Here is a 15,303-nt window from a genome sequence, read left to right as displayed (position 1 = left end):
CTATGAATCGGCAACGATTTTGGGATGCGATCCGATCGCGCCCGTGTCGCGAAAAACTGCTATTGGGCAAATGACGTTTTCTAAAGCCCTTCCGGCCAACTTTTCGCCTTTATATCAGCAGTCTTCCAAGGGCAGGCTTCGATAAGCGCTGCCCTCACTTCTAAATCGAAAACTTCGCGCTCTCTTTTCTCGTAATCAAGAAAATCGATAATTGATCGTTGTCTTTGATGCCGCTCGGAAGCGGATAAAATTGCCGAAGTTAAATCTGGGTATTTCGCGCCTTCAGCCACCCTATCTCGATACCAACTAATATATCGCTGCATCATGTCGGGTGACATTTCATTATTATGCGACTCGGCATACTCCGCATCTGCTAGAAGCATATGGCTATGAGCACGCAATTTAGCGGCCTGATCTTCTAAAACGGAGGCACACTTCATTTGCGCGTCTCGCCCACCTACCGGCGCAGTGGCAGCGAGTACCAAGAGAGCAAGGTATGCAATCATACCCTTATGATGACGGAAAAATTTCTGGCAGTCCAGACGGGGCCGCTAGGCGCAAATTCTTGGCACTAGAGGGGTGGCTCAATAGGGTTGCCTGATCCACCATATGCGCCATAGCTTTTGCGCCTGGCGCATATGGTATAGGTAGCGCGCCATGCCGATATATGCTCCCGGAGAGGCCCCCGGCATCTCCCTTCTCAGAGCTAAATCGAAAGGTGTTCCGGTCTTGCCGCAGGCGTGATGCCCTCGTCTAATAGGCCAGCCACCACCGAGACCAGCATGTTGGACGGCGACCGGTAGAAATCATCAGCCTTGACGGCGGTTCGGCCCGAAGACCCGGCAGAATTCCATTGCCATTGGGCCTTTATGCATTCGTTGCAGCGTAAACGGCTCGCGGCCGCCGAATTAGCGAAAATGGGGCGCCCTGACCGGGTGGCCAAAACCTAACCATGATGGGTATGCCTATCTGCAAAGTTTCGTCACAGGCTGCTGACCCGAACGAAGGGAGAATCCCTATCTTCCTTGAGGAACGCCAATGCATAGATAATTCTCACAGAGACCATTCGCGTACTAGATCCAAGGAATCCAATTGTTTCTGGCAGAGAATGCAAAACCAATTGCCATGCGGTCAAATGTTATATATCCGTTCGCCATCCTGACGGAATTGTTCTTCGTGGGATTAGGACCCGAAAGCCATGACAAATCATTCGCTGGAAGCCGTAACTCGAGACATGCTGATCGACGCCGCCCTGAAGGCCGTCACGGAGAAGGGCTACACCTACAAGCGCAGGCCCGGTCGCGGGCTGTCGAACACCTATGAGCTGACCAAGGACAAGGTGACGAAAATCGCCTGCGTGCGGACAACTAAAGATCGTGCCATCGCCTTCGTCCCCCAAGAGGGCGGCAAGCGCTGGAAAACGTTGAGCGACAGCGACCTAGTTCTGGTCAGCGCCATCGACAGCCGTGAACACCCCCGGTTTATCGCGGTACACCTGTTTGACGCGACGGAAGTGACGCAGCGGTTCGACACGAGCCATAAGGTACGCATCAAGAACGGTCACAAGGTCGAGGATGACTATGGGATGTGGGTGCCGCTCGACAAGGCCGACGACACTGTTCCCAGCCAGGCGGGCCACGGCCTTGCGGCCGATTTCCCGCCGATCGCCAATTACAATATCGACGATCTGCTTGAAGACGGGGATGCTGGCGAGGCGCTGGCCGAAGAGGTGGTGCATACCCCGGATGCGGCGCGCGCATTCGATTTAAAGACCGTGGCCGAGGTACTGACCTTTTCGCGTGAACAGATTGCGGTCCTAACGGGCATGCCGATCGAAGGAATCAAGCTGGATTTGAAGATGGGTATGTGATGTGCCCCATGCTGGGGCAGATAAGGCCCTCATCAGCCTGGCCGCCGAACTCGAAACAGAGGTCTTTTAGCGTATATCTTTGCCCGTTATATTTGGGGCCCCCACCTCGTAGCTTGGTGCCTTGGATGTACTATGCTGGGGCGAATGTTTTGGGAGGTACATTTGCCGAAATCCATTAAGAGCGGCAGTCTATGAGCGATCCTATCTACCTCGACGGCTTCTCGACCCTGCCGCTTGCCCCAGAGGCCCAGACCGCCATGGTATCCGCGTGGTCTAAGCCGGGTAATGCCGGTTCGCCCAATGCCGCGGGAGAACGAGCCGCGCGGATCGTGGCTGATGGCCGTGCGGCGGTGGCCGCACTGATCGGCGCCGCACCGGACGAGATCATCTTCACCTCGGGCGCGACAGAGGCGAATAATCTCGCTTTGCTCGGCGCCGCACGCGCCATCGCACGCGAAGCGCCGCATAGGCGGCGCATTCTACTTTCGGCCATCGAGCACAAGGCGGTGATTGAACCCGTGCGCCAGCTCGAAGCCGAGGGATTTGTCGCTACGATCGTGCCCGTGACGCCAAACGGCGTCATCGATCTTGCCGCCCTGCGCGCGCTTGCGGGCAACGACATCGCCCTCGGGTCGATAATGCTTGTGAATAACGAACTCGGGACAATCCAGCCCGTAGCCCAGGCAGCGGACATCGTTCACGAGGCCGGCGGCCTCGTCCACTGCGATGCCGCCCAGGCGGTGGGCAAGATCCCGGTCAACGTAATCGATCTCGACATCGACTATCTCAGTTTGTCAGCGCACAAATGCTACGGTCCCATGGGCATCGGCGCGCTCTACGTGTCCGCGGCCGCCATCAGACCTGACGCGCAATTGTTCGGCGGTCATCAGCAAGGCGGCTTGCGTTCCGGCACAGAGCCCGTGCCCCTGATCGCGGGGTTCGGGGCGGCGGCTCGCTTGGCCGAGGCGAGCCTTGCCATGGACGCAGAGCATGGGAACGGTCTGCTTGGTCTGCTTCTCGACGAAATGCGCCGAGCCCAGCTTCGCTTCTCGATCGTTAGCGGCGACGCCGAACGCATCGCCGGCGGCGCTGCAATCGCCATTTCTGACGCCGATGGGGACATTTTGAGCGCACTACTCGCTAGAACAGTGGCAATCTCGACCGGGTCGGCCTGTACATCAGGCCAAATTCGGACATCTCATGTGCTTGAAGCCATTGGCTTTTCAGAGAAAAAGGCTCGATCTGTCATTCGACTTTTCTGCAATCGCTACACAGGTGAACAGGAAATTCGAACTGCTGCCGAACAGATTGTAGAGGCCGTCCACCGATGCGGACTTGCTACTGGTGACATTCGCCAGTAGCACATTTCCATGGCGCGGGATGATTTGAAAATTGATTCGAAGGTGCAGTTCACGGGACATGAAACGTTCCCGCTCCGACTGCTGTGGCTGAAAAAAGCGTATGACGCCGTTGGTACTGAAGCTCCTATAAGAACATTCCAGGAACAAGAGGCCATAGCGCGCTTCGGCGTCGGCCGCAACATGGCCAATTCGATGCGTTATTGGGCCAATGCCTCAGGCCTGTTCGACGAGGCGGACCGGATAATCCGGCCCACCATGCTCGGCCACGCCATTCTAGCCGATGACGGCCTAGACCCCTTTCTTGAACAGGCCGCATCTATCTGGCTCGTCCATTGGCATATCGCGAGCATCCAGACTAAGGCCACGACGGCGTTTTATGCCTTCAATATCCTAAACGCGATTGACTTCGATCCGGCCAACCTCCTTGAGGAACTGATTGCCTCCGTCACCGCCAACGGTTGGCGCGCCACGCGCGGTACGCTGAAACGCGACATCGAAGTCTTTTTGCGCAGCTATGTGCGCAAAGGCGAGACATTCAGCGAAGACGCTGCCGAACCGCTACTCGCCGAGCTCTCCCTCATCCGCGAAGCGCGGCTAGGTGGCTGGTATGAATTCGTCCGGGGGCCAAAACCAACGCTGCACGACGCCATTTTCGCCTATGCCCTTGGTGCCTTCTGGGAACGCAGTGGCGGTGCAACGACCCTAACTGCCGAACAAATCTGCTATGCGCCAGGATCACCGGGGCGCGTCTTCAAGCTCGACGAAGACAGCGTGGTTACCCGCCTTATGCGAATTGATGACGTGACCGATGGTGCCTGGCAATGGGTCGATACCGCCGGCCTGCGACAGATCCAGAAGATCAGGGACATCGACGCGAGAAGACTGGTCCCCGCCGCCTACCGCTCGGGAACGGCTTGGAAAGCCGCAGCATGAAGGCACTTGCTACACAGGTCGCGATCGACCGGCGTTTCGCGCGGTCGGCCAGGCTGGATGCCGATCTCAACGGCACGCCGCCGCTCGTCGGTTATGTCCTGCAGGCGACGGTTGCCAAGGCGCTGACCTTGCTCGCCGAAAGCCAGATGGAGAGCCAGCAGGGCGCCTTCACCTGGACCGGCCCCTATGGCGGTGGCAAGTCGAGCGCGGCGCTTTTTCTGGCCAATCTGGTCGCAGGGCCTCATGCCAACCGGAAGATCGCCCGCGAAATTGCCGGTGAAGAGCTCAGCGAGCTCTATGCAAAAGCATTCCCCAAGCGCGGAGGCGACTGGAAAGTCGTCGCCGTGACCGGCGGGCGGGTTCGGCTCCGCGAAGCCATCACTGAGGCGGCAGCGCAAAGCCTGGGATGGGACGGCCAGACAAAGCTGCGCTGTGGCGAGAGCGACGACAACCTGATAGAATCCCTCCTGTCAGCACAGAAAAAGCGCGCGAGCGGAATACTCCTGATCCTCGACGAACTCGGCAAAATGCTCGAGCACGAGGCGCTCGAGGGCGGTGACGTGCATCTGCTTCAGGATCTCGCGGAGCGGGCATCACGCAGCGACGGCAGGCTTGTCGTCATCGGTATCCTTCACCAGTCCTTCGAGCAATATGCCGCTCGCGCAGCGCGCGATGCCCGGCAGGAATGGGCCAAGGTCCAGGGCCGATACCAGGATATCGCGTTCCTCAGCGGCGCGGACGAAACGGTCGCACTCCTCGGGCGAGCCATTGCCAGCACGCCGCCCGCTATCGCGTTCGAGAATGCGCGGCTCGTATCTGAGGCCGTGGCAAAGCGCCGGCCAACGGAAACGGAAAGCCTTGCCCGCGCCCTCGCCGACACTTGGCCGCTCAATCCCGTCACAGCACTGCTTCTGGGGCCGGTTTCGCGTGCGCGCTTCGCGCAGAATGAGCGAAGCGTCTTTGGCTTCCTCAGTTCCGCAGAACCCGCCGGATTCCAGCAGTTCCTCACGGCCACCAAGGTGGGAGCAGGAACCTATGACCCGTCCATGCTGTGGGATTATCTCTCCGCCAACTTCGGTATGGCGCTCGCGAGCGGACCCGATGGCAGCCGCTTCAGCCTTGCCTTCGAGGCGATAGAGCGGGCCGGAGCGAAAGGGGGACCGCTCCATGTTGCCCTCACCAAGTCCGCCGCGGTCATCGAATTCTTCCGTAATGGTTCGGGCCTGGCACTTGCGAACGATTTCCTCGCCGCCGCGCACCCGATGGTCCCGGAGCCCGAACGGGCCGCGGCGATCAAAGATCTCCTCGACTGGGCGGTGCTCATCCGCCAGCCCCGACTGGGCGGATACGCTCTTTTCGCCGGGAGCGACTTCGATCTGGAAGACGCAGTTAACCGTGCAACCACGCCCATAGACAACCGGCAACTCGAACATATTCCCCAGCGCGCAGGCTTCGGGTTCGCGACCGCAAAGCGGCATTATTTTATGTCCGGGGCACTCCGGACCTTCGAGGTCGCACTGCAGATCGTCGGTGCCGATGAAACCGCCGAAACTCTCGCCGCCGCCCTGCTCGCCCGAAGTAAGCGCGGAAGCGGGTTGCTCGCTCTGACCCTCAGCGACGGGGCGCTCCAGCCGTCCGACCTCGACGCTCTTGCCAAGGCGGCAGCGAAACTCCTCAAGCGCAATGGCTGCGTGATAGCGGTAGGAGCGGCGGCGGACAGTTTCGCGCTGCGTTCTTCGGCTGCGGAATTACTCGCTGTCGAACGCGTGATCCGGGACCATCCCCAGCTCGAGGGGGACAGGATCGCGCGCCGGGAAATTGCCGCGCGCCAGTCCCTGTGCATCGACGAACTCCACCGCACCCTCGAAGGGGCGCTCGAAACGGCGAGGTGGTTTCTCGCCCCCGCCCCCACGAAGGGATGGCGCGAGCCGCTTGCGGTTGTCGCGAGCGCGCTGGCCGACGCCGGTTATCCGTCCGCACCGATTCTCAAGAGCGAGTTGCTCCAGCGCGACAAACCCTCGTCCAACGCCATGGCGGCACTAAGGGATCTTGCCCACGCCATGGTCAGCCGTTTTGCAGAATCCGATCTCGGGATCACGGGTTACCCCGCCGAGCTTGGCCTCTATCTGACAGTCCTCAAGCCGTTCGGCCTGCATCGCAGCACTGGCAACGAGACTTTCGCCTTCGGTGAACCCGACGACAGCGCCGAAGGTAAATCCCTGCAACCAGCTTGGGATCTCATCGACAAGATGGGGGTGGATGGTCTCGACGTGGTCTTCAACCACTGGGCGCAGCCACCCTACGGGCTCAAAGCTGGTGTGATGCCCGTGCTGGCGCTCGCCTATATGCTGGCGAGGCGGGACACCGTCGCCATCTACATCGACGGCATCTACCAGACGGCGATCGACGACGTGGTCGTCGACAAATTGCTGCAAAACCCAGCCGAGTTCCGCCTGCGGCGGATAGACCGATCAGTTCGCGAAACGGCATTCCTGAGTGGCCTTGGGGAGCTTTTGGGCTGCACGTCGAGTGAGGGATCGCTGCCGGTCGCCGCTGCGCTCTTCCAGCGTTTTGAAGCGCTCCCCGACTATGCCACGCGCACGAGCCGGTTGGATGGGGATGCGCGCAAGGTTCGCTCGGTGGTCCTGAAGGCCGAGGATCCGGAAGCTCTTCTGTTCGACGCCCTGCCCGAAGCGTTCGGCGATCGGCTTTCACCAGACCTCGTCTTCCAAGGTCTTGTGTCCTGCGAGACGAGCTATTCGGATCTCCTTGGCGAACTGCGACAGGCCCTGGCACGAGCCCTCGGGATCGATGTCGACAGCTTTGGAGGCATTTCCGAGCGGGCCGCGACCATCAAGGGCCTGACGAACGACTATGCCTTCGATGCGTTCGCGGATCGCGCGGGCGCGATCGAGCAAGGTACCGGCGATCTGGAAAGCCTTGTGAGCGTGCTCCTCCATCGGCCCGCCCGCAACTGGTCCGACCGGGATCGTGAAGAGGCACTTACGGAAATCGCGCGCTTCGGCCGTCGTTTTCGTGAACTTGAGGCCCTCGCGGTGGTCCGGGACCGCAAGTCCCATACCGAAGCACTCGCGCTTGTCGTCGGCCTCGACCCCAAGACCCCGCCCCTGATGCGCAGCTTCGTGCTGAGCGAAAAGGAAAAAAAGGCTGCGGCGACGCTCGCGGACCGTGTCGTCGCAGAGCTGCGCTCTGATGACAAATCGGGGCGCCTGAGGCTGGCGGCGCTCGCACGAGCCGTGGCAATGCTGGCTGCCGAAGCCGACGATGAAGTGGAGGCGGCATGACCAGGGAACGTCATATTCTGGGCCTTTCGGGCGGCCGCGACAGCGCAGCCCTTGCGGTCTATATGCGGCAATATCATCCCGAATTGCCGCTCGAATATTTCTTTACCGACACCGGCAAGGAGCTGCCGGAGGTCTACAAGTTCCTCGACAAGCTCGAAGGCTTTCTCGGACGGTCGATCGCGCGCCTGAACCCTGACCGGGACTTCGACTTCTGGCTCAAGGAATATGGCAATTTTCTGCCATCCCCGCGAACCCGTTGGTGCACGCGCCAGCTCAAATTGCGGCCGCTGGAACACTGGCTGCGACAGGATCTCGACGATGGAACGATCGTCCATTCCTATGTGGCCATTCGTGCTGACGAGCCGAGCCGCGAAGGCTACCAGGCGACCCACGCCAATATGCGCGTACACCTGCCTCTGCGCGACGCCGGCATTGACCGCGCGGGCGTACTCGAAATTCTCCAGCATTCGGATGTTGGCGAGCCGGAATATTACCAGTGGCGCTCGCGCTCGGGCTGCACCTTTTGTTTCTTCCAGCAGAAGATCGAATGGGTGCGTCTTTCAGAGGAACATCCCGATCGGTTCAAGGAAGCCGTGGACTATGAGAAGACGGCGCTACGCGACGGCTCGCCCTTCACCTGGACGCAGGGCGAGAGCCTGACCGAACTGCTCGCGCCCAAGCGCGTCGAGCAGATCAAGGATGACTATCAAAAGCGGCGCGAACGGTTGCTTCGCAACCGCCGCGTCAACCCATTGTCGGCAAAGCCAGCTCCGACCCTCGACGACATTTATGGCGTCGATGAGGGATCGAGCAGCTGCGTCATCTGCCACAAATAGAAGCAGCGTAACAGGCGACGATCCGCCGTCAGAGCATCCCCGCTTTCCCTATCCTGAAGTTCCGTCGCTGGCGATGATGGCATCGACCGCCGCGTCGATATCGTCGTCGGACAAAAACGGTGCCTGCGCGTAGATAATCGCCGGCTCACCGCTGAGGCGCGCGGCCAGATGACCAAGCCCGAGGAGCTGTTCCGCGCCCTTCACACCGAGCGCGATTTCCGAGGTCCCGACGCTTGCCACCTTCAGGATCAGCCGATTGCCGAGGTTATCCCTCAATTGCATCGGCATCACGTTCGCGTCGGGTCGCTGCGCCGCAAAAATGAGGTGCATCCCAGCGGCACGCGCCTTTACGCCGAGGCGCGAGACATTAGATGTGACCGCCGCCTTATAGTCATCCGTCAGCATCCACTCGGCGAATTCGTCGTGGATCAGGAAGACATAGGGAAGCCGCTCGGCCACGCTCACCTTGGTGTTGTAGGCCCGGACGTCGCGCGCGCCCACTACACGGAATTGCTCATAACGCCGCTCCATTTCGGCCACGAGCGATTCCATGACCTCGACGGCCCGCGTCTGGTCGACGATTACGCCGCCCTGCAGATGAGGCAGCCGTTCGATCGCTGCATAGTCCACTCCCATCTTGGGATCGATGAGATGGATATGCGCGAGCGCGCTCGGGTTGGTAGCCGCTATGTCGAGCAGGAGCGCCTGGATCAGTACCGACTTGCCCGAGCCCGTTGCGCCCGCAACGAGCGTATGCGGCTCGTGCTGCTGACCGCCCGCGAAGGGCCCACCCAGATTGAGATAGAGAATGTCGCCGTCGAGCTCCTTCAGGCCGAGCACGAAGGAGGCATTGACCCCTGCCGCGTTGCGGTTGAGCTCGCGTCGCCCCCACACGTCCCACAAGGACACGATTTGTCGCTGCGGCCGCGCGACTCCGACAACGATCTCGCCAGGATGCGGCGAAACAGAAATCAGGCGCAGGCCATGGGTGGTCAGAAGCGCCGATTGCTTCGCCTCGATGTCCTCCACGCGAAGCCGGTCGCTTCCCATAAAGCGGATCAGCGCCGCGTTGGGCGTTAGCCGCGTGCCCAGGACCTTGGCTTGCAGATTATATCCCATGAGCGCGGAGCGCAGCTTTTGCGCCGTGGCCTCTAGCCAGGCCTGATCATCCGACGAATCCTCCTGCGCGCGCTGCGCGCGCGTCGCGACCAATGCACTGAACGATGATAAGCCGCCGGAAGGAAGCCTAGTGGGTTCTGAAGCTGGCGTGGCAGAACCTGCGGCGGATAGGCGCTCTACGGGGGACGACTCGGACGCAGCGGTATCCGCGATAGAGGGGGCTGGCGGTTCGCCCGGAGGCTCCGGCTGCGCGTCCGCTGCGAGGGCAGAAGGCTGTGAAGGCGGTGTTATTGGAACCTGCGCGTAGGCAACCGGGCCTGTTTCCTCCTCGAGATCATCGTCATCATAGTCGTGGCGTATCGCCTCCAGGGCAATGGCCGCCTTGGGCTCGACGTTCACATTCTTGGTCCAGTCCACCCGCGGCGCGGGATCCCGATAGGCCGGTTGGTCCCAGCTATCATTTTCACCGAGACCCGAGCGTACGGGTTTGAGCGGCTGTCCCGCCTCATAGGCCTTGAGCAGCTGGCGAAGACCCTCGCGCGAAAATGTCTCCTGAAGACCGCCACGGACATCCGCGATCCTCTCCTGCTCCCCGAGCGAACTCCCATCGGTTGCAGGACCGGTGATAAAGATATGGGAATAACCGCGCAGGTCGATTGGGACTGCGCCGCGGCGGATTCCGTCGCGCACCTGCTCGAGCAGATTGGCCTGCCCCAGCGCGGCCGTGCCGTCGAGCAGCAGGTCGGCAATGCGCGAGAGCCACAGATCGCGATCGAGACGGCCCGGGTCCCCAAACAGCGCGTCATCGATGCGCGCCACTGTCTGGCGCAATTGTTGTCTCGACTTGCGGGTCGCTTCGGCAGCGCCGCTCTGTTCGACATATTTGGCTTCTGTGACGATCGCGCGCAGGCGCGGCTCCATGCCCTCGCCCCCTACCAGGCACAAGGCGAGGATGTCGGCAATGCCCTCTTCGCGCTGGCCCAGCCACTCAGCATAATCGTCGAGCAGGAACCAGGCAACGGCCGGTTGCGCGCCGAGCTCCTCGGCTACAAGTGCCCGGCTAAGGACCAGCCCAATGAGCTCGCCCGCCGACACGCCGCGCTTAGCCGCACGCAGCACGATATCTCCCGATATCGAATTGGCGTCCTCGATCAGCCGCCTTGCGAGCTTCGAGAGGCGATCATCGTCAAGGCCGAGCGACAATTCGGTCAGCCGGCGGCGCACGAGGACGTTGAGGATCCGCAGTTCCGAAGTCGACGAGACCACCATGTTGCGGCCATGCGTGCGCTGGCGACGATACCGGATGACATTGATACCTTGCGCGGCGAGTTGGCGCTTGTCCAGCAGGTCGTCATAGGTCGCGACCCACTCGGCAAGCTCATGCACCTCGTCGAACATCGCCTTGAGACCGGAATCCTGGAACGAGATCTGCCGCGCCGGTAGATAATGCTCGTGGCTCCCATGGGCCTGCCGGCGGATGACATTCGCCACGGCATCGACATAGGCCCAGCCTGCTTCAGGCTGCCGTGGACAGGTCAGGTAGACGGTCGCCTTCAGCTCATCCTCGGCCGTCACGCGGCGATAGGACCACCGCGCCGGCACATGTTCGAGAAGCGTGGGATTGCTCTCTGTGGCCGGAACGGCGAACCACTGTTCGCGCGCCTGGCGTGACACGACATCGTGAAGGAAGGCAACGTCGATCTCGCGCGCCGGGCTGCCGGGACGGGTCGCGCCGCTGTCCAGCAAGACACCGATGCGCAGCTTGGACATGAAGTTGCGCGACGTCTCGCTCACCACGACCGCGTCGGGATCGCCCTCAGACCGGTCGAGGAGTTCGCCGTAGACTCGGGCGAGCCTCGAGCGGTCACGATGGCGCACCAGGACGTTACAATGGACCTCTTCCTGGTCCTGGACCGAGCTCAGGCTGTTGACGGTCGCAAGCGGCAGACCGGCCGCATCGCAGTTGAACAGCATGATACTCAGGTTCGAGCGCTCATGGGGCTGCAAATCGAGATACCGCTCGAGAAGCCCCCGGATTTGCCGCGAGGCTTCGGCCGGATCGACATCGGTGGTCCCTTCGGAAGGATCCCGGACCGGCCGCTCAAGCAGGCTATAATCATTGATCGTGCCAGTCTCCGCGAGGAGCACGGCTTCCGCTCCGTCATATCCGACCGCGATTTCCGGATAGAGCGGATGCGCCAGTTCATCGCGGAGATCCGAGAAAAAGAGGCGCGAGTCGCCGAAATTCACATCGACGTCCGAGAGGAGATAGTCGGCGAGCCCCGCTAGCGACCGCATCCGAACGGCGCCGGCAGCCATACGCAGAGGGTGCCAGGGGGCCACGATGGCCGAGGGCGCACTTCCCGTGACGGGAATGACGCCAAGACTGAGCACCGGCTCCCATAGGTCCCGGCGATTGAGGTCACCCGCAGCATGCCGCCCAAGTGTGTGGAGCAGCACGCCGAACGCTTCGGCTTGGGTCAGCAACGCCGGCGAGGCAAAGCCAGATGCCTGCAGGGCGGTGATCGCCTCGATATATTTTCCGGCAAAATCGGACCAAGCCGCCTCGATCGCGGAAAGTCCGGCCGTATCGATGCGCCCAACCTGCCCCGCCATCTTCAGCGCCTTGAGAAAAGCCTTGGCAAGATCTTCACCTGCGCTCGTTCGCGGAATGAGCGAACCCGCGTCCTGGCCGAAGGCGGGCTGGAGCGTCCCCACATCGGCAAGAGAGACCGACTGCAAGGCCCCCTTGCGACTGACGGGGAGCCGGGCGACGCTGCTACGGGTCATCGGCCGCTTGACAAGCCGGCCGAGATCCTTGGGCAGTTCAAGCCCGATCGCGCCGGGCCGCGCGATCCAGATCAGCTGAACGGTGGCGCGCTCCGATCCGCATTCGAGCACGATGTCGAACTTGATCTGAAGGGCCGCACGCGACGTCGACTCGTTGCGCCGATATTTCTTCCGCTTCTTCGCCCGGTCGAGCAGTTCCTCATATTCGAAGAGGAAGGGCACGTCCCATTCGACCGCAGCCCCGGTCAGCGCCGGCAGGCCGCGATACCGCAGACCGAAGGCAAGCCCCACATCCGCATTGATATCAAGGAGCTGCGTCGGCCTGCGCCGCGCCGCGCGAACCTTGAGCGTACGCTTGCCGGCCGCGAGGTTGACCTGACCGAACAGGCGCTCGAAAGCGCGCAGCAATCCCTCGAGGAAATCGGTGCACTCGATCGGGCGACCGAAAATGAAGCGCTCCCATTTGACGCGCAGCGTCTTGTCCTGCCCCAGATCGTCCCTGTGCGCCTCGAAGAAGTCGCGATCGTCGTCACGCGTCTCCTTGAGCGAACGACCTTTGAGTGCTTCGAGATATTCGACGTCAGAAGGGCTTAGCCGGTCCGGAAGCGTGAACTCGAAGAAGGCGAGCGTCTCCTGCGGCAGCGTTGTCTTCTTGAGCTTGATCCCCGAAAACAGCTGAAGAACGCTTTGCGCCTCCCACTCAAATTGAGACAGCGCATCGGCGGCATCGTTCCAGCCCGGCGTCGCGGCGATGAAGGCCTCTATCGCGCCGTGCACTTCGGTTGGTATATCCTCCTGCACAGCCTCGAACTGCGAGCGCAACTCGTCGCTCTCGATGATCTGCCTATTAGGCTTCTGCTTCGCGAGTAGCGGCTTTCGGTCCGATACGAGTTTCTCGATCAACCGCTTCCAGCGCCGCGATTGTTCAAGCTCCTTGTCCCGGATCCCCAGGAAATAGCCGCTGTCGCGTGGGAGATGCAGGGCGGGCAGCGCCCATCCCAACGCATCGGGCACCGTCGCCGATTCCGCGGCGATCCTCTCTCGTGTGAGAGCGACATAGTTCGAGATCTGGTGGAGCGTCCAATCGTCAGCGGCGTTGAGACCCTTGAGAGCCGCCTTCCAGGCGCCGATCTGGCTATCGGGCAAGCCTAGGCCAACGGCTGCAGCCTCGACCCACGGTTCAGGATCTTCGGTAAGCTGTTTCGCACCTATCAGCATGACGTCGCCGAGTGATGCACCCTGGTCGTCGTCAGTGTTGGCGATCAACAGCGCCGGACGGTCGCAGTCAGCGTGTCGGATCGCCACGGTCCGCTCGTCGGTCACGACATGATCGGGCAGACCCAACTCGCCTACCAGCGAGCGGGGAAGCGCGATTTTGAGAAGCGCATCCGTCGCTGGATCCTGCAGGAGCGCGCTCGTGATCGCCGCGACCTGCTCTCCGGTCAGGCGGTCGAGCAGATAGCGTGCGACCCCCTCGGTCTCAGAAGGGGCGGTCAGACGCTGGCGGATGGACGCGGCGCCGGCGGCGCCAATGAGATCAGATGGGGTCACGCGGCTTGGGCTCGCTGGAAGGGATTTTCAACATAGGCACAGGAGTCGGAGAGGCGCTTCAGCAGGCCGAGGCTCGCCAGGCGTTCCTCCAGGCGCCGGGCATTGTCGGAAAAATCCTCTTGGTCGGCGTCGCCACTATCGATGTAATTGCGCGCCTGCCCGTCGCCGATCACGATCCCGTATCGCTCGTGCAACAGGGTCAGGAAGTCCCTGAACTCGAGTCTCTTGCCGACACAGCAGGCGACGAGGGTCTTGAGCAGCCTGTCGGTCGGCGCATAGCGCACGCGCCGGCTCGATCGGCGCGACGACAAACCGATCGCTCGCGCCCAGGTCATGTGGATCTTGCCGATATGCTGCTTGTGGCGGCTGATCGCCTTGTCTGCGAGCCGGTCGATCAGAACTTGCGGGTCCGGCACCTGTTCGTCGTCCTCGCCGTCGGGCCAGCCGAAGGCCTTCTTCAGGATATCGGCGGCATGGAGAACCGGGGCGTCGGACGCGCAGGCAGCAGCCCATTCTTCCGTTCCGCCGACGCGGCGCACGAACCGCTCGACCGCCTGCTGCGGAAGACCATTGTTGCGCTGGTAGGAATCGGCCGAAAGATCGCGAACGACCGACTTCCTGGGGGAGACGATCTCACAGACGAGGCGGACCGGTTCGCTTGCGAGCACCTCACGCGCGCGTTCCAGTTGGTACAGGATGAGGTTGAGGCCGGTCATCGTAACCAAGTGCGGGATCGCGTCATAAGCCGGGATGGGGAGCTGCAAGACGGCAAGCCAGTCCTCGGCCAGACGATCGAAAAGGGGGTGGGCCGAGCAAGGGAGATAAGCGCCCCCCCGCTCGCCTTTCGAGAATTGGGCCTCTCCCTGCAATGCGGCGGCCATGCGATCGTAGGGCGCCGGATTTTCTAGGAAGCGAGATACCAAGAGCCCGCGCAGCGTGTCAGCCTCACGGCTACGGCAAAGCATCAAATAGAGGAGTTCGCCAGTGCGGGCGAAAAAGCGCCGGTCATTGGTCACCCCGCCACGGGGATTGACGTTGACATCCTCGTACAAGGCGTTCGGGCCGAAGGGAAAGACGAACTTGGAGCTCCAGCGCTTGTTGCTTGACCCCTCGATCGCCGAGCCCTGTAGGAATTCAATGACCGCCGCGAAATCCTTAAAGCTCTCGAACCTTTCACGAAGATAGGAAAAGTCGCGCTCCTCCAGCCCTCCGGCGGTATCCGCCATCTTGGCGAGCCAAATGGTCCAGGCTGCCTCGTCGGTACGGTCTTCGGCCATTACCGTCATGATGTGCGGATTATTGAAGACCAGGTTACGCAGCCGCAACTGGAGCTGCGGGCGATAAGAGAGGCTATTGAGCGCCTCTTCGCGCAAGGTGCGTCCCGCCCGGTGCTCTGCAAGGAGCACAGTCATGAATTCCAGGAAGCTCAGCCAGGGGGTCTGTTCGTCATAGAGGCGATGGCCCCAGATAGCCTCGTCGATCCAGAAGTCCGGACCGGTGCGATCGTCGAAGCTCGTTGGGCGTGCAAGAATTTCCAT

At 61.6% G+C, this 15,303-nt stretch carries 8 protein-coding genes and 1 riboswitch; of the genes, 5 read left to right on the top strand and 3 right to left on the bottom strand.

Annotated elements, in window-relative coordinates; genetic code table 11:
* Nucleotides 1–80 precede the first annotated feature (80 nt).
* Nucleotides 81–440 carry a hypothetical protein gene (locus ACFFDA_RS10325; protein ID WP_404479039.1) on the bottom strand — a complete coding sequence of 120 codons (360 nt, stop codon included), beginning with the start codon at nucleotides 438–440 and terminating at the stop codon, nucleotides 81–83.
* Nucleotides 441–793: 353 nt separating this feature from the next.
* A riboswitch (Fluoride riboswitch) is annotated at nucleotides 794–867 on the bottom strand.
* 331 nt (nucleotides 868–1,198) lie between these two features.
* Between ACFFDA_RS10325 and ACFFDA_RS10320 the strand changes: the two genes are divergently transcribed.
* The 5 genes from ACFFDA_RS10320 (at nucleotide 1,199) to ACFFDA_RS10300 (ending at nucleotide 8,305) form a co-directional block, all read left to right on the top strand.
* Entirely contained in the window at nucleotides 1,199–1,870 is a 672-nt protein-coding gene (locus ACFFDA_RS10320; protein ID WP_404479038.1) for a hypothetical protein, read from the top strand.
* Between the two features lie 191 nt (nucleotides 1,871–2,061).
* A complete protein-coding gene (locus ACFFDA_RS10315; protein ID WP_404479037.1) occupies nucleotides 2,062–3,231 on the top strand; it encodes a cysteine desulfurase family protein in 1,170 nt (389 codons plus the stop codon).
* Between the two features lie 9 nt (nucleotides 3,232–3,240).
* Nucleotides 3,241–4,164, top strand: coding sequence for a DUF4007 family protein (locus ACFFDA_RS10310; RefSeq protein ID WP_404479036.1), 924 nt, complete (start codon nucleotides 3,241–3,243; stop codon nucleotides 4,162–4,164).
* The gene (locus tag ACFFDA_RS10305) at nucleotides 4,161–7,469 is read left to right on the top strand and encodes a hypothetical protein (protein WP_404479035.1); all 3,309 of its coding nucleotides are present in this window, start codon (nucleotides 4,161–4,163) and stop codon (nucleotides 7,467–7,469) included. Before ACFFDA_RS10310 ends, ACFFDA_RS10305 begins: the two co-directional genes overlap by 4 nt.
* Nucleotides 7,466–8,305, top strand: coding sequence for a phosphoadenosine phosphosulfate reductase family protein (locus tag ACFFDA_RS10300; RefSeq protein WP_404479034.1), 840 nt, complete (start codon nucleotides 7,466–7,468; stop codon nucleotides 8,303–8,305). Before ACFFDA_RS10305 ends, ACFFDA_RS10300 begins: the two co-directional genes overlap by 4 nt.
* 48 nt (nucleotides 8,306–8,353) lie before the next feature.
* Here ACFFDA_RS10300 and ACFFDA_RS10295 read toward each other — a convergent pair whose 3' ends face one another.
* The gene (locus tag ACFFDA_RS10295) at nucleotides 8,354–13,765 is read right to left on the bottom strand and encodes an FtsK/SpoIIIE domain-containing protein (RefSeq protein ID WP_404479033.1); all 5,412 of its coding nucleotides are present in this window, start codon (nucleotides 13,763–13,765) and stop codon (nucleotides 8,354–8,356) included.
* Entirely contained in the window at nucleotides 13,762–15,303 is a 1,542-nt protein-coding gene (locus tag ACFFDA_RS10290) for a hypothetical protein (protein WP_404479032.1), read from the bottom strand. The genes ACFFDA_RS10295 and ACFFDA_RS10290 overlap by 4 nt, the downstream gene beginning before the upstream one ends.

The sequence above is a fragment of the Novosphingobium sp. BL-52-GroH genome, assembly GCF_044813085.1.
Classification (GTDB): domain Bacteria; phylum Pseudomonadota; class Alphaproteobacteria; order Sphingomonadales; family Sphingomonadaceae; genus Novosphingobium.
The sequence above is the reverse complement of the archived record's forward strand: the minus strand, read 5'-3'. Positions and strand labels throughout refer to the sequence as shown.